The 15,746-nt window shown below is 72.5% G+C and carries 21 protein-coding genes; 3 read left to right on the forward strand and 18 right to left on the reverse strand.

Annotated features, from left to right (window positions below; translation table 11 throughout):
- Positions 1-48: 48 nt before the first annotated feature.
- The 8 genes from ACGFML_RS19095 to ACGFML_RS19130 form a co-directional block, all read right to left on the reverse strand.
- Positions 49-702 (reverse strand): LytR C-terminal domain-containing protein, encoded by a 654-nt coding sequence (locus tag ACGFML_RS19095; RefSeq protein ID WP_393545097.1) that lies wholly within the window; start codon positions 700-702, stop codon positions 49-51.
- 91 nt (positions 703-793) lie between these two features.
- Positions 794-1,108 (reverse strand): type II toxin-antitoxin system VapB family antitoxin, encoded by a 315-nt coding sequence (locus ACGFML_RS19100; RefSeq protein ID WP_393545099.1) that lies wholly within the window; start codon positions 1,106-1,108, stop codon positions 794-796.
- 186 nt (positions 1,109-1,294) lie between these two features.
- Positions 1,295-1,891 (reverse strand): DUF4232 domain-containing protein, encoded by a 597-nt coding sequence (locus ACGFML_RS19105; RefSeq protein ID WP_393545101.1) that lies wholly within the window; start codon positions 1,889-1,891, stop codon positions 1,295-1,297.
- An 81-nt stretch (positions 1,892-1,972) separates the two neighbouring features.
- A complete protein-coding gene (locus ACGFML_RS19110; RefSeq protein WP_393545103.1) occupies positions 1,973-2,503 on the reverse strand; it encodes a hypothetical protein in 531 nt (176 codons plus the stop codon).
- On the reverse strand, positions 2,500-3,192 hold the full coding sequence (locus tag ACGFML_RS19115; protein ID WP_393545104.1) for an RNA polymerase sigma factor: 693 nt from the start codon (positions 3,190-3,192) through the stop codon (positions 2,500-2,502). Before ACGFML_RS19115 ends, ACGFML_RS19110 begins: the two co-directional genes overlap by 4 nt.
- 15 nt (positions 3,193-3,207) lie before the next feature.
- The gene (locus tag ACGFML_RS19120) at positions 3,208-3,705 is read right to left on the reverse strand and encodes an LAETG motif-containing sortase-dependent surface protein (protein ID WP_393545106.1); all 498 of its coding nucleotides are present in this window, start codon (positions 3,703-3,705) and stop codon (positions 3,208-3,210) included.
- A gap of 138 nt (positions 3,706-3,843) precedes the next feature.
- The gene (locus tag ACGFML_RS19125) at positions 3,844-4,077 is read right to left on the reverse strand and encodes a hypothetical protein (protein ID WP_393545108.1); all 234 of its coding nucleotides are present in this window, start codon (positions 4,075-4,077) and stop codon (positions 3,844-3,846) included.
- Positions 4,074-4,367 carry an ArsR/SmtB family transcription factor gene (locus tag ACGFML_RS19130; protein ID WP_393545110.1) on the reverse strand — a complete coding sequence of 98 codons (294 nt, stop codon included), beginning with the start codon at positions 4,365-4,367 and terminating at the stop codon, positions 4,074-4,076. Before ACGFML_RS19130 ends, ACGFML_RS19125 begins: the two co-directional genes overlap by 4 nt.
- Positions 4,368-4,374: 7 nt before the next feature.
- Here ACGFML_RS19130 and ACGFML_RS19135 point away from each other — a divergent pair, with 7 nt between their 5' ends.
- Positions 4,375-6,573, forward strand: a complete 2,199-nt coding sequence (locus ACGFML_RS19135; protein WP_393545112.1) for an MMPL family transporter — start codon at positions 4,375-4,377, stop codon at positions 6,571-6,573.
- Here ACGFML_RS19135 and ACGFML_RS19140 read toward each other — a convergent pair.
- The 4 genes from ACGFML_RS19140 to ACGFML_RS19155 all read right to left on the reverse strand — a co-directional run bounded on the left by ACGFML_RS19140 (position 6,560) and on the right by ACGFML_RS19155 (position 9,665).
- A complete protein-coding gene (locus ACGFML_RS19140) occupies positions 6,560-7,195 on the reverse strand; it encodes a TlpA family protein disulfide reductase (protein ID WP_393545114.1) in 636 nt (211 codons plus the stop codon). The genes ACGFML_RS19135 and ACGFML_RS19140 overlap by 14 nt on opposite strands.
- Positions 7,196-7,340: 145 nt before the next feature.
- On the reverse strand, positions 7,341-8,399 hold the full coding sequence (locus ACGFML_RS19145) for an NAD(P)-dependent alcohol dehydrogenase (protein WP_393545116.1): 1,059 nt from the start codon (positions 8,397-8,399) through the stop codon (positions 7,341-7,343).
- 191 nt (positions 8,400-8,590) lie between these two features.
- Positions 8,591-8,938 (reverse strand): hypothetical protein, encoded by a 348-nt coding sequence (locus tag ACGFML_RS19150; protein ID WP_393545118.1) that lies wholly within the window; start codon positions 8,936-8,938, stop codon positions 8,591-8,593.
- Between the two features lie 148 nt (positions 8,939-9,086).
- Positions 9,087-9,665, reverse strand: coding sequence for a PadR family transcriptional regulator (locus tag ACGFML_RS19155; protein WP_393545120.1), 579 nt, complete (start codon positions 9,663-9,665; stop codon positions 9,087-9,089).
- A 134-nt stretch (positions 9,666-9,799) separates the two neighbouring features.
- Between ACGFML_RS19155 and ACGFML_RS19160 the strand changes: the two genes are divergently transcribed.
- Positions 9,800-10,279, forward strand: a complete 480-nt coding sequence (locus ACGFML_RS19160; RefSeq protein ID WP_393545122.1) for a nuclear transport factor 2 family protein — start codon at positions 9,800-9,802, stop codon at positions 10,277-10,279.
- 80 nt (positions 10,280-10,359) lie between these two features.
- On the opposite strand, the gene ACGFML_RS19165 is transcribed toward ACGFML_RS19160, so the two are convergent.
- Both ACGFML_RS19165 and ACGFML_RS19170 read right to left on the reverse strand, forming a co-directional pair.
- Entirely contained in the window at positions 10,360-10,554 is a 195-nt protein-coding gene (locus tag ACGFML_RS19165) for a ferredoxin (RefSeq protein ID WP_393545124.1), read from the reverse strand.
- Positions 10,555-10,625: 71 nt separating this feature from the next.
- Positions 10,626-11,852: a cytochrome P450 gene (locus ACGFML_RS19170; RefSeq protein ID WP_393545126.1), complete on the reverse strand. Its 1,227-nt coding sequence runs from the start codon at positions 11,850-11,852 to the stop codon at positions 10,626-10,628.
- A 263-nt stretch (positions 11,853-12,115) separates the two neighbouring features.
- On the opposite strand from ACGFML_RS19170, the gene ACGFML_RS19175 reads away from it, so the two are divergent.
- Positions 12,116-12,709: a MarR family winged helix-turn-helix transcriptional regulator gene (locus ACGFML_RS19175; RefSeq protein ID WP_393545128.1), complete on the forward strand. Its 594-nt coding sequence runs from the start codon at positions 12,116-12,118 to the stop codon at positions 12,707-12,709.
- Between the two features lie 50 nt (positions 12,710-12,759).
- Here the strand turns inward: ACGFML_RS19175 and ACGFML_RS19180 are convergent, their stop codons facing one another.
- The 4 genes from ACGFML_RS19180 to ACGFML_RS19195 all read right to left on the reverse strand — a co-directional run bounded on the left by ACGFML_RS19180 (position 12,760) and on the right by ACGFML_RS19195 (position 15,639).
- On the reverse strand, positions 12,760-13,926 hold the full coding sequence (locus tag ACGFML_RS19180) for a flotillin family protein (RefSeq protein WP_393545130.1): 1,167 nt from the start codon (positions 13,924-13,926) through the stop codon (positions 12,760-12,762).
- Positions 13,927-13,937: 11 nt separating this feature from the next.
- Positions 13,938-14,189, reverse strand: coding sequence for a hypothetical protein (locus ACGFML_RS19185; protein WP_393545132.1), 252 nt, complete (start codon positions 14,187-14,189; stop codon positions 13,938-13,940).
- Between the two features lie 179 nt (positions 14,190-14,368).
- A complete protein-coding gene (locus ACGFML_RS19190) occupies positions 14,369-15,016 on the reverse strand; it encodes a peroxiredoxin-like family protein (protein ID WP_393545134.1) in 648 nt (215 codons plus the stop codon).
- Positions 15,013-15,639 carry a TetR/AcrR family transcriptional regulator gene (locus ACGFML_RS19195; RefSeq protein ID WP_393545136.1) on the reverse strand — a complete coding sequence of 209 codons (627 nt, stop codon included), beginning with the start codon at positions 15,637-15,639 and terminating at the stop codon, positions 15,013-15,015. The genes ACGFML_RS19190 and ACGFML_RS19195 overlap by 4 nt, the downstream gene beginning before the upstream one ends.
- Positions 15,640-15,746: the final 107 nt, after the last annotated feature.

Raw genomic sequence — 15,746 nt, forward strand, 5'->3', positions numbered from 1 at the left:
GGCCCCGCACCGGAATCCGGTGCGGGGCCCCAGCGCGCGGCGGTGCTCTCAGCAGCGGGTGGCGTCGGACGGCGCCGGCGAGGGGTGCGTCAGCACGCTCACCGCCTTCTCGACGTCCTTCGGCGTGGCGAGATCCTTGAAGGCGGTGCCGATGATCAGGTCGACATCGGCGCCCTTGCGGTTGTCGGTCTTCTGCTCGGCGCCCACGAGCTGGGTGCCCAGCACCTTCAGCGGGCCGTCCGCGGCGGCCTTGGGGCCCAGCAGTATCCCGGCGCCCTTGACCTGCTTGTCGAAGTGGGCCGGGGCGTTGCCGACCTTGCCGATCTTGAAGCCGCGCTTCTTCAGCTCGTCGGCGGTGCGCTTGGCCAGCCCGTCGCGCGGGGTGGCGTTGAAGACGTTGACGGTCAGCGCGCCCGGCCGGGGCAGCGGCTTGCGGGCGGCGGCCTTGGCGCGGGCCTGCTCCGTCGCCTTGCCGGACGCGCACTTCCTCTTGCCCGGGGCGGCCTGGGCCGTACTGCCCTCGCCCCCGAAGACATCGATGAGCTGCAGGGACCCCCAGGCGACCAGGCCGAGCGCGCAGGCCGCGGCCACGACGCTGAGGACGATCCGGCGACGGTGGCGGGGGCGGCGCATCCGCGGGTACCTGTCGCCCGTGATGCGGTACTTCTTACCGCCCATGCCCGGGGGCGTCAGCATGCTCATGTCCGCAGCGTAGTGCGGTCCGGGGTCCGTGCCTACTAAATGATCGGCAGGTGGTGTACGAGGCAACCCGAACGGGTCAATACGGGCCGGGTCAGCCCGTCGCGGTATTGCCGTCCAGTTCGAGCACCCGGGCGTGCAGCACCTGGCGCTGCTGAAGGGCGGCGCGCACCGCGCGGTGCAGCCCGTCCTCCAGATAGAGATCGCCGTCCCACTTCACGACATGCGCGAAGAGGTCGCCGTAGAACGTCGAGTCCTCGGCGAGCAGCGTCTCGAGGTCGAGCTGCTGCTTGGTCGTCACCAACTGGTCGAGGCGTACCGGGCGCGGGGCGACATCCGCCCACTGGCGGGTGCTCTCCCGGCCGTGGTCGGGATACGGCCGCCCATTTCCGATGCGCTTGAAGATCACACGGAAAGCCTACCGGGCGAGCGGCTGCGGGCGCAGCAATGCCACAGGAGCGTAAAGCGGATCAATAGCGGCAAAACAGGAGTGATCATGAGTGACGGCCCTGCATCGGGCCGTTCTCGGGCCCACCGGAAATCGACACGATCGGGGTATCGAGGGCCGCGGCGTACGGGCGGATGTTCGCGTGACTCACCAGTTGAGGGCGGCCTCGCGGCGCGACTGCCAGTACGTGACCGTGGCCGAGTGCGGGTCCACCCGCACCGGGGGGCCGCTGTCCAGGCCGACTTGGCAGGGCGCGGTGTGCGGGGCCAGCGCGACCCCGAACTGCGAGATCTTCTCGCCCCGGCCCTGGGCGCCCGGGCCGGAGGTGACGAGGGTGGCGTACGCGGTCCGGCCCGGCGCGAGGGTGATGACGGTGACCGGATCGCTGGGGCCGATCACCGGGACGGTGGTCCGTTGCTCCGCGTCGAGGCGGAGCAGCGGGTAGCGCTGGGCGGCGAAGTCGCAGGTCCGGTCGGAGGCGTTGGTGACGGTCAGCAGCATGCGGCGGGCCGGGTGCCGCAGGCCGCGGGCGTGGAACCCGAGCATCTCGGGGGCACAGGCGAGGTGGGCCCCCGGGGACGGCGGCCGGGGCGCCGGCGGTCGGGGTGCCGGGGCGGCACGGGTCGGCGCCCCGAGTCGGCCGCCACCGCCACCGCCGTCGTGACAGGCGGTGAGGGACAGGCCGGCGGTGGCGAGGAGTACGACGGCGATGAGGCGGCGCCCGGTGGCGGCGGCGTACGTCATGGGGGCTCCCCGAGGCGGGCGCTGCTGGCTGGTGAGGGCCCCGATCCTCGGCGGGTGCGCTGGCGATCGGCTAACGCGCCGCTAACGCGGTTCTCCGGTGGAGGTGGGCGCGGCGGTGGGGGTGGCGGACGCGGAGGGAACGCCCGAGCGGCCGGGGTCCGGGGTCGGTGTGGCACTCGGGCGGCCGGGGGCGGAGCGGGAGGGAGTGGTGGCGGGGGAGCGGGGCGGCGTCGGGGTGCCGGTGGGGCGTTGCGGTACGGAGGGGGAGGGGGACGAGGAGGGGGGCGCGGGGGAAGGGGTGTCCGACGGGCCGGTGGACGGCGTCGGCGGTGCGGGGGTGGGCGGGGCCGCGGGGACGGGAGCCGGGCGTACCGGCGGGCTGTCGGGGGCGAGCGCCAGGAAGCCGAGTGCCACGGCGGCGGCCGCGGCGGCCGCCGCCAGGGGCAGCCCGAAGCGCCGCAGCCAGGGCCGGCCGCGGCGCAGCTGCGGACCCGGCGGCTCGGCCGGCCGCAGGTCCCGTACCTCCACCGACGCGGTGCGCGCCGCGAACGCCCGCCGCAGCCGGTCCTCGACGGGACGGCCGGTGGTGTCCTTGACGTCCGGTGGGCTCATGACCGCTCCTCCAAGATCTTCTCCAGGGATTTCAGGGCGCGGCTGGCGAGGGACTTCACCGCACCGCGGCTGATGCCGAGGGTCTGGGCGATCTGCGCCTCGGTGAGATCGCACCAGTAGCGCAGGACGAGCACCTCGCGGCGGCGCGCGGTCAGCCCGCTCAGCGCGGCGAACACCTCGCGGTGCTCCTCGTCGAGCACGATGCGCTCCTCGGCGGACGGCGCGTCCGCCTCGTACGGCGGTGTGTAGCCGCGGGCCGTACGGCGTCGGCGCAGCACCGAGCGGGCCGCGTTGACGACGGCGGTGCGGAGGTAGGCGAGGGCGTTGTCGACCTCGCCGAGGTGTTCTCCGTGGCGCTTGTAGAGCGCGGCGAAGGCGTCCTGGACGACGTCCTCGGCGGTGGCGCGGTCGTCGACGAGCAGGATCGCCAGCCGGACCATGTTCAGCCGGTGGGCGTGGTAGAGCTCGCTGATCGTCGGGGGCCGCTGGGGCGCGTACGCGCGTGGGCCGTCGTCGTGTCGGCCGTACTCGGCGCGGCCGTACTCGGGATGGGCGGGCGCCCCGGTGCGGGGGGTTTCGCGGCGGGCGGCAGCCGGGCGGGCGGTGCGCAGCAGCCACCGCCACAGGGCGTGCCGCGGCCCCGGTACGGCAGGCCGTACCGGGGCGATGCGCGGGACTACGAACTCCATCGGCGCGATCGGGGGTCAGGCGCGCCGGCGGCGGACCGCGTAGACGGTGCCGCCGCCCGCGGCGAGCAGCGCGGCGGCGGCACCGCCGAGCGCATAGGTGGTGGCGGGCGACGCACCGGTGTGCGCGAGCTCCTTGCCGCTACGGCCGGGTGCCGCACTGGGGGAGGGGGCGTGGCTCGGCGCCTGGCTCGGCGCCTGGGTCGGCGCCTGGCTCGGGGTGCCGGTGGACGGTGCGCTGGGCTGTGGGGTGGGCCTTCCGGTGGGCGGGGCGCTGGGCTGCGCGGTGGGGCGGCTGTGGGGCGGGGCGCTGGCGGACGGGGTGGCGTGGGTGTCGCGGGTGGGCGCCTGGCTCGGGGCGGCGGCCGAGGGCCGGGGCGCGTCGGCGTGTGCCGTGGTGGCGATGGCCGGCGTGGCGAGGACGAGCGCGGCGAGCAGCCCGGCACCGGAGGCAGCCCGAAGGCGGGTGCGGGTGGCGCCGGGCGTGTGGCGGCGGGCGGGACGAAGGGGCTTCACGGTCGGCTCCACGTTCTTCGACGGGGCGGCGCCTGATGGCGCCCTCACCCGTGACGACGTGCATCGGGGGCGGGGGTTGCCGACCGGAGGGAAAAACTTTCCGCGGGGTGCCGCGGGCGTCGGCCCACGCCCGCGGCGTCAGCCGACGCTCTGCAGCAGCTTCTCGACGGCCTTGACCCGGTCGCCCAGCTCCGCCAGCCGGTCGTTCATCGCCTGCTGCCCGACGGCGACCTGTTCGGCGAGCTTGCGGTACTCCGCCAGCGCCGCGGCGTCCGCGCGATGGCGCTGCAGCTTGAAGTAGGAGGACACGATCGCCACGACCGAGGCAAAGATGATCGCGATGACGGTTATCGGGATGATGGTGCTGCTCATGTCGGCGTCCCCTTAAGGTCGTTCGGTCCTGGCCGGTCCTCCTGCCGGTCCTCCTCGAGGGCGGCGAGGACGGTGGCCATGTCGAGCTTCAGCTCGAACGGGGCCAGCTCGAAGTACTTCAGTGCCTTGCCGTCCTCCGACAGCTCCAGCCGGCCCACGACCAGACCGGCCTTCTCCAGCCGGTCCAGATGCATGTAGAGCAGCGGCCGGGAGATCTCCAGACGGCGGGCGAGTTCGCTCACGTAGAGCCGGCCGTCGGCCAGCGCGACCGGAAGAAAACGGCTGGTCACCGTGCGGATGGCGGCCTGGAGTGCCCGGCGTCCCTGGCGTGGCCTGGCCGTGTGGCTGGCGTTCGTGGTGCTGTCGCTGGGCGTGGGCATCGCGATGGGCAACCACAACGCCACCGGCGACGACTACCGCACCGGCGAGGCGGGCCGCGCCGAGACGATGGCCGCCCAGGGGCATCTGGACCACGAGCCGGTCGAGCAGGTGATGATCTCCGCACGGCCGGGCGCACCGGACCCGGCCGCCGCCGGTGCGGCCGTTCGCGACATCACGGCCCGGATGCGCAAGCTGTCCGAGGTCAAGCGGGTCGCGCCGCCGGTCCGTTCGGCCGACGGCCACACGCTGCGGGTCGAGGTGACCCTGTGGGGCGACGACGCGGACGCGAAGAAACATGTCGCGCCGCTGGTCGCACAGACCGAGGCGGCGCAGCGCAGCCACCGCGAGCTACGGGTGGAGGAGACCGGCAGCCCGTCGATCAGCCTCGGTGTGGAGGCCCAGCGCGGCAGCGACCTGGCGCTCTCTGAGGCGATCACCCTGCCGATCACGCTGATCACACTGCTGGTCGTCTTCGGCTCGGCCGTGATGGTGGCCGTTCCGCTGCTGCTCGCGCTGACCTCCATCGCCGCCGCCGTCGGCCTGTCCATGATCGTCTCGCATGTGCTGCCGGACGCCGGGGTCGGCATGAACGTCATCATCCTGATCGGCATGGCCGTCGGCGTGGACTACACGCTCTTCTACCTCAAGCGGGAACGCGAGGAACGGGCCCGCTCGGGAGGCCGGCTCGGTCCCGAGGCCCTGGTCGAACTGGCCGCCGCCACATCGGGGCGGGCCATCGTCGCCTCCGGGCTCGCCGTGGTGGTCTCCACCGCCACCCTCTACCTGGCCACCGACATCGTCTTCTCGTCCCTGGCGACCTGCACCATCGTCGTCGTCCTGGCCGCCGTCCTCAGCTCGCTGACCGCGCTGCCCGCGCTGCTGGTCACGATCGGGCGCCGCGCCGAGGCGCGGGTCGCCCGCCGCGCGGCCCGGGCGGCCGGACGGCCCGCCCGCCGCGCCCGGGACCATGCCGAGGCCGGCCGGATGTGGACCGCGCTGCTCCGCCCCGCGAGCAGGCACCCGGCGCTCACCCTGGGCGTCTCGGTCCTGGTCATGCTGGCCCTGGCGGCACCGGCCCTGGGCATGCAGCTGCGGGTCCTGAACAAGGACAGCCACTCACGCGAGATCCCCGCTCTCCAGGCGTACGACCGTCTCACCGCGGCCTTTCCCGAACTGCGCATCCAGCATCAGGTCGTCGTACGGGCGGGAGCCGGGCAGGCGGACGAAGTGGGCGGCGCGCTGCAGGAGTTGGGGCGGCGGGCCACGCACGACCCGCTGTACGCCAAGGACCTGCGGCCGACGGTACGGGTCTCGGCGGACCGGCGGACCAGCAGCCTGTACCTGGCGGTTCCCCACAGGCTCTCCTCGCCCGAGGCACTCACCTCCCTCCAGCACCTGCGGGAGGACTACCTGCCGGCCACCGTCGGCAAGGTGGCCGGGGCCCGGTTCGCGGTCACCGGCGATGTCCCGCACGACACCGACTATCTGGCCCACCAGGACGAGAAGCTCCCCCTGGTCGTGGGGATGCTGTTGCTGCTCACCTTCGTGCTGACCGCGCTGGTGTTCCGCTCCGTGGTCCTCGGGCTGCTCGGCGTCGCGCTCAACCTGCTTTCCGCGGCGGCGGCCTTCGGGCTGGTCGTGGTCTTCTTCCAGCACGGCCTGGCCACCACGCTGTTCGGCTTCGACCCCGCCGCGACCAGTGCCATCGGCTCCCGGGTGCCGCTCTTCCTCTTCGTCATCCTCTTCGGGCTGTCGATGGACTACCAGGTCTTCGTCGTCAGCCGCATCCGCGAGGCCGCGCTCGCCGGTGTCCCCACCCGACAGGCGGTCCTGCAGGGCACCGTCACCTCCGCCAAGGTCGTGACCAGCGCGGCGGTGGTGATGGTGACGGTGTTCGCCAGCTTCATGCTGCTCCATCTCGCCGAGATGAAGCAGGTCGGTTTCAGTCTCGCCGTGGCGGTCCTGCTGGACGCCTTCGTGATCCGGGTGCTGATCCTGCCGGCGGCGATGACGCTGCTGGGGCGGGCGAGTTGGTGGCCGTCGCGGGGGATGGGGCGGGCCCAGCAGGACGCGGCGGCCGGCGCCCCCCGGGTGCGGACGCTCACTTCTCCTTGAGCAAGGGGGCGATCATCGCCCGCAGAGTGTCCTCGCCGACCGAGCCGATGGCCCGGGCGGCGGGGCGCCCCTGCTTGTCGAGGACGATCGTCGCCGGCACGAACTGCGGGTTGAGGACGCCCTTGGGGAAGCGCAGCAGCAGCTTGCCGGCCGGGTCGAACAGGCTCGGGTACGGCATCGCGTGCTGTTTCTCGAAGCTGGTCGCCTGCGTCGTGCCGGTGTCCCCGGTGTTGATGCCGACGAACCGGACGCCCTTGCTCCGGGTGCTCCTGGCGACCTTGGCGAGGGCCGGGGCCTCCGCGATGCAGGGGCCGCAGGTCGAGCTCCAGACGTTGAGGACGACGACCCCGCCCCGGTAGCGGGAGACGTCCAGGGGCGCGCCGCGGGTGGTGCTGCCGGAGAGGTCCGGCGCCCGCGTGCGGTCGGCCGCGGGGACGGTGGCGGTGCCGTCCTTGCCCTGGACGAAGCCCGCCGGACGGTCGGCCCTGCCGTCGGAGGTCCCCGAGTCGCAGGCGGTCAGCGCCACCGCGCCGGCGACGGCGAGCGCCGTCGCGAGCGGCGTCGTGAGGAGGGCCTTACGGGGGCGGACGGACGGGCGGGCGGAGGCGGGGCGGGCACTCATCCGAGCAGTCTCGCACGGGAGTTGGCGCCGGCCGGGCCGTGGTCCGCGTCCCGCGCACCGCCCCCGCAGGCGATGGGGTACACGACCGCCCGGGGCGGCCTGCGGCAGGCCGCCCCGGGCGGGGCGTCGGGACGGTGTCCGCGACTCAGATGGTGGAGGTGTCGATGACGAACCGGTAGCGGACGTCGCTCGCCAGCACCCGCTCGTACGCCTCGTTGATCTGGTCTGCGCCGATCACCTCGATGTCCGCGGCCAGACCGTGTTCACCGCAGAAGTCCAGCATCTCCTGGGTCTCCGGGATGCCGCCGATCATCGAGCCGGCGAACGACTTCCGCCCCGGGATCAGCGCGAACGGCGCGATCGTCAGGGGCTTCTCCGGCGCGCCCACCTGGACCAGGGTGCCGTCGGTGCGCAGCATCCCGAGGTAGGCGTTGATGTCCAGGTCGGCCGAGACGGTGTTGAGGATCAGGTCGAAGGAGCCGGCCAGCGCCTCGAAGGTGGCCGGGTCGGACGTCGCGAAGTACTGATCGGCGCCGAACCGCAGCCCGTCGTCCTTCTTGCGCAGCGACTGGCTCAGGACGGTGACCTCCGCGCCCATCGCGTGCGCGATCTTCACGCCCATGTGGCCGAGGCCGCCGAGACCGACGACGGCCACCTTCTTGCCGGGGCCGGCCTGCCAGTGGGCGAGCGGGGAGTAGAGGGTGATGCCGGCGCACAGCAGCGGCGCGGCGGCATCCAGCGGGATGCTCTCGGGGATGCGCAGCGCGTAGTTCTCGTCGACGACCAGGTGGGTCGAGTAGCCGCCGTAGGTGGGTTCGCCGTCCCGGCCGGTGGCGTTGTACGTGCCGACGTTGCCGGACTCGCCGGTGCAGTACTGCTGCAGACCGGCCCGGCAGTTCTCGCACTCGCGGCAGGAGTCGACGAAGCAGCCGACGCCCACCCGGTCGCCCGTCGTGTAGCGGGTGACCGCGGAGCCGACCTCGGCGACCACGCCGGCGATCTCGTGGCCCGGCACGATCGGGAAGTTCCCGCCGTCGCCCCACTCGGCGCGGACGGTGTGGATGTCGGAGTGGCAGATGCCGGCGTACTTGATGTCGATGAGGATGTCGTGGGCACCCAGCTCACGGCGCGGGATGGTGGTCCGCTCCAACGGAGCCTTCGGGGCGGGTGCGGCGTACGCGGCGACAGAGGTGTGGGTGGTCATGGCATCGAGCCTGCGCCATCGCGGATCCGCTAGCCAGTGCCCTCTTGATCGTAGGTCCGTCGTGCCTGGTTCTGGCAGGACCACCCGGCGCCGGGCCGCGACGGCGGGTGGGGTGGGCGGTGTGCTGAGCGTCGCACCGGTGGGGTGGGGCCGGGCACCCGGGGGCGCCCCCGGGTGCCCGGCCCGGAAGGTCAGGAGAAGACCACCGAGCGGACCTTCAGCCGCTCGGAGCCGTGGCCGCCGAAGGGCCGGAGGCTGAAGTAGGGGCCGGTGCAGTCGGGGCCTGCGAAGACCGTGGCGGTCGAGCCGGTGTCATTGCGCGGTGAGTGTGCGGGCGCCACCTCGGGGTCGGCCACCTCGGGGAGCGTGATGCACTCGCGGCTCGGCGGGTAGGCCAGTAGATGGCTCGCCGGGTCGCCGTCGACACGGTAGGTGAAGGCGCCCGTGGCGGCGGCGCCGGCCGGGGCGGGCACGCTCAGCGCGAGCGCGAGGGCGCCGAAAGCGGCGGCGGCGGTGGCTGCTGTGCGGCGAAGACGCATGCGGATATTCCTTTCCCTGGGGGATCCATGACGATCCCTGGGTGATCCGTACGGATTGCCTGATGCCCACGCATACGCCCGCAGATGTGCCCGTCACGCGAAGGAGTGCCTGCCGAATCGATCCCTCGCGCGCTGTCCGAATATTTCCTCAACCACACTCGCCCGCAGCGGAGTTGGCGGCCCGGGTGCGCAGCACCCCGGCGATCCGCTCGCACCAGTCGCGGGTCTCCCGCTCGAATCCGAGGCCGCGCAGACACGTCAGGTACGGCCCGATCCGCGCGCCCCGCGCCAGGAACTCCTCCTCGGTGGCGGTGCCCCGCAGCCGGGCCAGCAGCTTGCCGAAGATCTCCGTCTTGGCATCGGCGATCCGGGCCCGTTCCATGAGCTGCTCGATCACCGGGGCGGCGTCGATCCGGTCCACGGCCTGCACTTTCACCAGTAGGTCGTCGCGGATGAACGACGGCTTGGACGTGGCCGCCGCGAACCGCTCCAGCTCGGCCAGCCCCGCGTCGGTGACCTGGAACAGCCGCTTGTTCGGCCGGGTTTCCTGGACCACCTGCCGCCCGGCCACCAGCCCCTCCGTCTCCAACCGGCTCAGCTCGGCGTAGAGCTGCTGCGGCAGTGCGTGCCAGAAATTGGCGACGCCGGCGTCGAACGCCTTGGCCAGCTGATATCCGCTGTACTCGCCGTCCAGCAGCGCCGCCAGCACCGCGTGCTTGAGAGCCATCGCCCGGGTCCGCCCCTTCTCTCCTCTTCCCATACTCAAGAATCTGACTAATCATAATCGTGAGTAGGGATGACAGGTGACGACCGGCACGGGACCGACCGGCACGGAACGACCAGCACGGACGAGGAGAAGACATGGCGACGACTGAGACCAGTGCGACGACGGTGACCGCTGCGACCACCGAGGCTTCCGCGGCGGATCGCTTCCGGGCGGCGGTGGAGGAGCGCCGGACCGACGCGCTGGAGGAACTGTTCACCGAGGATGTCCGCTTCTACAGCCCGGTGAAGTTCAAGCCCTTCGAGGGGCGGGCGATGGTGCTCGGCCTGTTCGGGGTGCTGCTGCGGACCTTCGAGGACTTCCGGTACGTGGGCGAGCTGGCCGGTTCCGCGCAGACGGCGGCCGGGGTGGCGGGCGGCTCCGCCGAGTCGGCGATCCTGATCTTCCGGGCCACGGTGAACGGCAAGGAGATCCACGGGATCGATCTGCTGCAGTTCGACGAGGCGGGGCGGATCAAGGAGTTCACGGTGATGGTGCGGCCGCTGTCCGCGGTGCAGACGCTGAGCGAGGCGGTGCTGTCCGGCCTGGTCGCCGACGGGCTCGTGCCGCAGCCGTAGGGCGAGGCTCATGCCGCGCCCGTAGGGCGAGGTGCGCCGGCCCCGCACCTGATGCGGGGCCGGCGCGACGGGCGCGGGGCTCAGTCGGTCATCGAGATCGCGGCGGCGGGGCAGATGGCCGCGGCCTCGCGGACCGCGTCGTGCAGCCCGGCCGGCGGCTCGGCGTCGAGGACGACGACGATGCCGTCGTCGTCGCGCTGGTCGAAGACGTCCGGCGCGGCCAGCACGCAGCTGCCGGCGCCACAGCACTTCTCCTGGTCGGCGTGGATGCGCATGGTTCTCCCAAGTGGTGCGGAAGGAACGGTGTTCGGGCGGGTGCGGTGGTGGGGGCGGACCCGGGCGCGGGCTACCAGGTGACCGGCAGCGCGTGGACCCCGTAGATCCCCATGTCGTGGCGGAAGGGGATGTCCTCGAAGGAGGTGTCCAACCGCAGGTCCGGCAGTCGGCGCAGCAGCGTCTCGACCGCGATCTGCAGCTCGATGCGGGCCAGCGGCTGGCCCAGGCACTGGTGCACGCCGAAGCCGAAGGCGACGTGCCGGCGGGCGTCGCGGCCGACGTCGAGGGCGTCGCCCGCGGGGAAGGTCTCCTCGTCGCGGTTGGCGGCGTTCAGGACGCAGAGCACGCCCTCACCGGCGCGGACGGTCACCCCGCCGACGGTGACGTCCTCGGCGGCGACCCGCGGCAGGCCGTTGTGCACGATGGTCAGATAGCGCAGCAGCTCCTCCACCGCGCCCTTGACCAGCGCCGGCTCCGCGCGCAGCCGGGCCAGCTGCTCGGGGTTGCGCAGCAGCGCCAGCGTGGAGAGGGCCGTCATGTTGGCGGTCGTCTCGTGCCCGGCGACCAGCAACAGCCGTCCCATGGAGGCGATTTCGGCGGAGTCGAGCTCGCCGCGGGCGACCAGCCGGCTGATGATGGCGTCGTCCGGCTCGCGCCGCTTGGATTCGGCGAGTCCGGTCAGGTACTCCTGCAGCTCGTCCAGGGCGGTGCGCACGTCGTCGGGGGCGGACCGCAGGTCGAGCAGGACGCTGCTGCGCTTCTGGAAGAACTCGTGCTCCTCGTAGGGCACGCCGAGCAGCAGGCAGATCACCAGGGACGGCAGCGGCAGTGCGAACTCGGCGACCAGATCGGCCGAGTTCCGGCCGTCGGTCATCCGGTCCAGCAGCTCGTCGGCGATGCGCTGCACCCCCGGGCGCATGCCCTCCATCTTCTTGACCATGAAGTCGGCGGTGAGCATCCGGCGCAGCCGGGCGTGCTCGGGGTCGTCCTTGCGGATGAAGGTCGGGTTCCTGGTGACCACTTCCCGGCTGCCCGCGGCGAGGAAGGGGAATCCGGGACGGGTCGCGTCGGCGCTGAACCGCGGGTCGCCGAGGACCGCCCGGACGTCCTCGTACCGGGTCACCAGCCAGCAGGAGGAGCCGTCCCACAGGGTGGCCCGGGTGACGGGCGCTTCCGTACGGGCGCGCTCGACGCCCGGCGGTGGGTCGAAGGGGCAGCCGGCGGCCCGCGCGGCCGGGACGGCGAGGCGGTCCGGGCGCGCGGCGGGAGTTTCCTGGGGGCGTTGGGCGGTGGTCATCCGGCTGTCCTTCCACGATCGGAACGCGGCGTTGCCGCCACGGGGGTGCAGGTGACACTCGCTTAATTACCGAAGTTAAGTAACTGAGTACCTCACGGTAACCCCGGGTCCGGTCGGCGGGGAAGGGGTGATCGCGGGCCGTACGAGGTTGGCTCAAAGGGGCCGTTGTGCGGCACGGAACGCCGGCGCGCCGCTCCACTGCGGGACCATCGGCGGGCGGCCACGGCGAGGCCCGCGTGCGCCCGTCCGGCTACAGTCACCCCATGCCGGACCCCGCAAGAGACCAGGCCACCTGTCAGGCGCATGATCGGGACTGCGACAGGGACTGCGATCAGGCCCGTGACCAGGCTCGTGACGAGGGCCGTGACCAGGCTCGTCAGCAGGACCCCACTGCCGCGCTGCAACGGGTGCTGGCCACGCTGTCGTATCTGCTGACCCGCTCCCGGGCGCACGAGCGCCAGGCGAACCAGGCGGGTGTCACGGTGGCCCGCTCCGACCTGTGGCTGCTGATGGCCCTGGAGGACAGCGGCGGCGTCAGCCGGGTCGGCGATCTGGCCGCCCTGCTGATGGTCGAACCGCCCCATGTCACGCGTCAGATCGGCCAGTTGGAGTCCCAGGACCTGGTCGAACGCACCGCGGACACGCTCGACCGCCGGGCCCGCAAAGTAGCGATCACGCCGCACGGCAGGGCCGTCCTGAAGAGCCTCCAGCGCACCAGCCAGGCGGGCCTCCACGACGCGCTGGCCGGATTCGACGATGCGGATGTCGCCACGACCGTCGACGTCCTCAACCATCTGGTGGCCCACGCCCGCCGCCGCCACGCACAGGAGGACCGGCAGCGGGGACGGGGGGTGTAGGGGCTGTCGTCACCATCCCGGGCCGGGGCGAGGCCCCGGCCCGCGCGCGGCTACTGGATTTCGATGCGGCCGCTGTGGCCCTGGTCGCCGCCCTGGCCGGTGTTGCCGTTCTTGTCCGCGCCCTTCTCCGGCGCGTCGGTGGCACCGAGGTTGCGGCGCACCGAGTCGAGGATCGTCAGACCCTGGCCGACCAGGCCGGCGGCGATCTCGCCGAGGCCGTCGGCGCCGTTGAGGACGTTGACGTTGGCGCCCTGCAGGCCGGCCGATGCCTCCTTGACGATCTGCGGGAGCTGGTCGATGACCATCCGGTCCAGCGCCACGCGGTCGAAGGAGGCGGCGGCCTCGGCCTGGATCTTCATCCGCTCGGCCTCGGCCAGCGCCAGCAGCCGGATGCGTTCGGCCTCTGCCTCGGCGGGCTTGACGACCTCGGCGACCAGCTCCTGCTGGCGCAGCTTGGCGGCGCGCTCGGCGAGCTCCGTCTGGGCCGCCAGCACCTCCTGCTGTGCGTGCGCCTGGGCCAGCGGACCGGCCTGGGCGGCCTGGGCCTGGGCGCGGTCGACCTCGGCGTTGTACTCGGCCTGGACGATGGCCGTCCGCCGCGAGTACTCGGCCTGATTACGCGCCGCCTCCTGCTGGGCCTCGACCGACGCCTGGGTGGCCTGGGCCTGGGAGATCTGCGCCTGCCGCTGGATGGCGGCCTTGTGCGGGGCCGACATCGCCTCGATGTAGCCGGTCTCTCCGTCGTCGATCGACTGGATCTGCAGCGAGTCGACGGTCAGGCCGATCTTCGCCATCTCCGTCTTGGAGGTCTCCAGGACCTCGGTGGCCAGCTTCTGGCGTTCCGTGACGATCTCCTCGACCGTCATGGAACCGATGATGGACCGCAGATGACCGGCGAAGATCCGGCCGGTCAGCACCGACATCTGGTCCTGGTCGGAGAGGAAGCGCTGGCCGGCGTTGACCACGCTCTCGGTGTCGTTGCCGACCTTGAACGCGATCACGGCACGGACGGTGAGCGCGATGCCCTGCCGGGTGACGCAGGTTTCGTCGACCTCCGACTCGCACATGGCCAGTGTCAGGAAGCGGACCTTGCGGAACACCGGCAGCACGAACTTGCCGTGACCGGTCACCACTCGGAATGGCGCGCCCCCCTGACCACGCTTGCCTCCCGAGATCAGCATTGCTTGATCGGGGGCCGGAACGCGGTAACCGAACATCCTTCGTCTCCTCAACCGGCGTCGCCGGGATCGCCGGACAACGCCTCCAACGGATCAGCCCATTCAATGACGTCGACCTGGCGCGCGCCGCGGGACTCGACCACGAGTACCGTCGCGCCCACCGCAAGAGGCTCGGCCGACCAGGCGACAAAGGCCTCGGAGCCACCTCTGACCGACACCAGAACCTCACCGGGTCCGGCGGACCCACGGGTGCCGATCAACAGCACCCCCGTACAGCCGATCACGGCCTCGTCCTGCGCCATCGGCGGCTGCCTTCCCCGTTACGTTCCTGGAAATCCGACCTTAGCGCTCCGTCGCGCGGCGGCCTATCCTCGGGGCGCGCCGAGCAGCAGCCGCCTTTCCACGCCGGCGTCTGCGGGGTGCCGGCCGTGCGCGGGCCGGGTCCGGGGCGCCCGAGCGGCCTCCCGATCGGGTCGTTCGGTCAGGTCGGTTCGTCGAGGGCGGCCAGGATGTCGGAGGGTTCGGCACGGGCCTTGTAGTCGGTGTCGACGAAGGCCCAGCGGATGGTGGCGTCGCGGTCGATGACGTAGGTGGCGGGGACGGGAAGCGTGTGCGGGTGGCCGCCGTTGACGCGCTGGAGGTCGAAGCCCAGGGAGTCGTAGACGGCGGCCAGTTCGGGGGTCAGATCGAAGCTGAGGCCGTACTGCTTGGCGGTGTCCGAGCCGAGGTCGCTGAGGACCGGGAAGGTGAGGTCGTGCTTCTCGGCGACGGAGAGGGACTCGTCGGGGATCTGCGGCGATACGGCCACCAGCCGGGCGCCGCGGGCGGTGATCTCGTCGTGGCGCTGTTGAAGGGCGCGCAGGGCCAGATTGCAGAACGGGCACCAGGCGCCGCGGTAGAAGGTGAGCACGACCGGGCCGTCGGCCAGCAGCGTCTCCAGTGCCACCGTCGTGCCGTCCGCGGCGGGCAGGGTGAAACGGGGTGCCCGTGCGCCGGGTCCCAGGGCGCGGTCCGCCTGGCCGGAAGCGGCGAGTTCGCGGTCGGTGCGCTCGATGACCTCGCGTGCGGCGGGCGGGAGATCGTGATGGCCGGCGCGGAGGAAGGCGGTCAGTTCGTCCTTGAGGCTCATTGCGGCGGTACCCCCTGGGGTGTGGATGAGGGGTGGGCGCGCAGCGGGGCCAGGGCGCCGGCCACGGCCTCCCGCAGCGTGTCGGCCGCGGCGCCCGCGCGCGAGCGCAGATTGACGCCGTACGCCAGCGTCGCGAGCACGGCCGCCGCGGAGTCCCGGGCGACGGACGGGTGGAGCTGTCCGAGACCGGCGGCCGAGTCCAGCGCGGAGCGCAGGGCCGCTTCGAGGGACCGGTGGTGCGCGTCGAGCAGTTCGCGTATGTCGGGGTCGGTGCTCTCGGGCCCGGCGTGGGCGTTGGTGACGAGGCAGCCCCAGCCGGCGACCGGGCCGGCGCAGCGCACGTCGATCAGCCCCGCGAAGAACGTCTCGATCGCGGTCAGGCCCGTGGGGTCGGCGGCGAGTGCGGCGAACGCGGGCGTCGAGTGCTGGGCGATGTAGCGGTCGAGGGCGGCGGCGTAGAGGCCGTCTTTGTTGCCGAAGGTGGCGTAGAGGCTGGAGCGGCTGACGCCCGTCGCGGTCACCAGGGCCTGGATTCCGGTGGCGGGCATGCCCTGGCGCCAGAAGACGCGGACGGCGTCGTCGAGGACGACGTCGGGGTTGAAGTGCTTGAAGTCCGGTGGCATGGCGGCTCCCGCGCGGGTGGAGACCAGGAACGCCCCGGGAGGGCCCCGGGGCGTGCAATTCCTGGAACGTTCGTTCCAAGTTATGTCAGCGGCCGTCGGATGCCAAG

This window comes from Streptomyces sp. NPDC048650, from assembly GCF_043199095.1.
Classification (GTDB): Bacteria; Actinomycetota; Actinomycetes; order Streptomycetales; family Streptomycetaceae; genus Streptomyces.

Bases quoted from the DNA above. Each gene is read 5' to 3' on its own strand.
- ACGFML_RS19095 (WP_393545097.1), bottom strand. From the start codon at position 702: ATGAGCATGCTGACGCCCCCGGGCATGGGCGGTAAGAAGTACCGCATC.
- ACGFML_RS19105 (WP_393545101.1), bottom strand. From the start codon at position 1,891: ATGACGTACGCCGCCGCCACCGGGCGCCGCCTCATCGCCGTCGTACTC.
- ACGFML_RS19110 (WP_393545103.1), bottom strand. From the start codon at position 2,503: ATGAGCCCACCGGACGTCAAGGACACCACCGGCCGTCCCGTCGAGGAC.
- ACGFML_RS19115 (WP_393545104.1), bottom strand. From the start codon at position 3,192: ATGGAGTTCGTAGTCCCGCGCATCGCCCCGGTACGGCCTGCCGTACCG.
- ACGFML_RS19125 (WP_393545108.1), bottom strand. From the start codon at position 4,077: ATGAGCAGCACCATCATCCCGATAACCGTCATCGCGATCATCTTTGCC.
- ACGFML_RS19135 (WP_393545112.1), top strand. From the start codon at position 4,375: ATGGCGGCCTGGAGTGCCCGGCGTCCCTGGCGTGGCCTGGCCGTGTGG.
- ACGFML_RS19140 (WP_393545114.1), bottom strand. From the start codon at position 7,195: ATGAGTGCCCGCCCCGCCTCCGCCCGCCCGTCCGTCCGCCCCCGTAAG.
- ACGFML_RS19145 (WP_393545116.1), bottom strand. From the start codon at position 8,399: ATGACCACCCACACCTCTGTCGCCGCGTACGCCGCACCCGCCCCGAAG.
- ACGFML_RS19150 (WP_393545118.1), bottom strand. From the start codon at position 8,938: ATGCGTCTTCGCCGCACAGCAGCCACCGCCGCCGCCGCTTTCGGCGCC.
- ACGFML_RS19155 (WP_393545120.1), bottom strand. From the start codon at position 9,665: ATGGCTCTCAAGCACGCGGTGCTGGCGGCGCTGCTGGACGGCGAGTAC.
- ACGFML_RS19160 (WP_393545122.1), top strand. From the start codon at position 9,800: ATGGCGACGACTGAGACCAGTGCGACGACGGTGACCGCTGCGACCACC.
- ACGFML_RS19165 (WP_393545124.1), bottom strand. From the start codon at position 10,554: ATGCGCATCCACGCCGACCAGGAGAAGTGCTGTGGCGCCGGCAGCTGC.
- ACGFML_RS19170 (WP_393545126.1), bottom strand. From the start codon at position 11,852: ATGACCACCGCCCAACGCCCCCAGGAAACTCCCGCCGCGCGCCCGGAC.
- ACGFML_RS19175 (WP_393545128.1), top strand. From the start codon at position 12,116: ATGCCGGACCCCGCAAGAGACCAGGCCACCTGTCAGGCGCATGATCGG.
- ACGFML_RS19180 (WP_393545130.1), bottom strand. From the start codon at position 13,926: ATGTTCGGTTACCGCGTTCCGGCCCCCGATCAAGCAATGCTGATCTCG.
- ACGFML_RS19185 (WP_393545132.1), bottom strand. From the start codon at position 14,189: ATGGCGCAGGACGAGGCCGTGATCGGCTGTACGGGGGTGCTGTTGATC.
- ACGFML_RS19190 (WP_393545134.1), bottom strand. From the start codon at position 15,016: ATGAGCCTCAAGGACGAACTGACCGCCTTCCTCCGCGCCGGCCATCAC.
- ACGFML_RS19195 (WP_393545136.1), bottom strand. From the start codon at position 15,639: ATGCCACCGGACTTCAAGCACTTCAACCCCGACGTCGTCCTCGACGAC.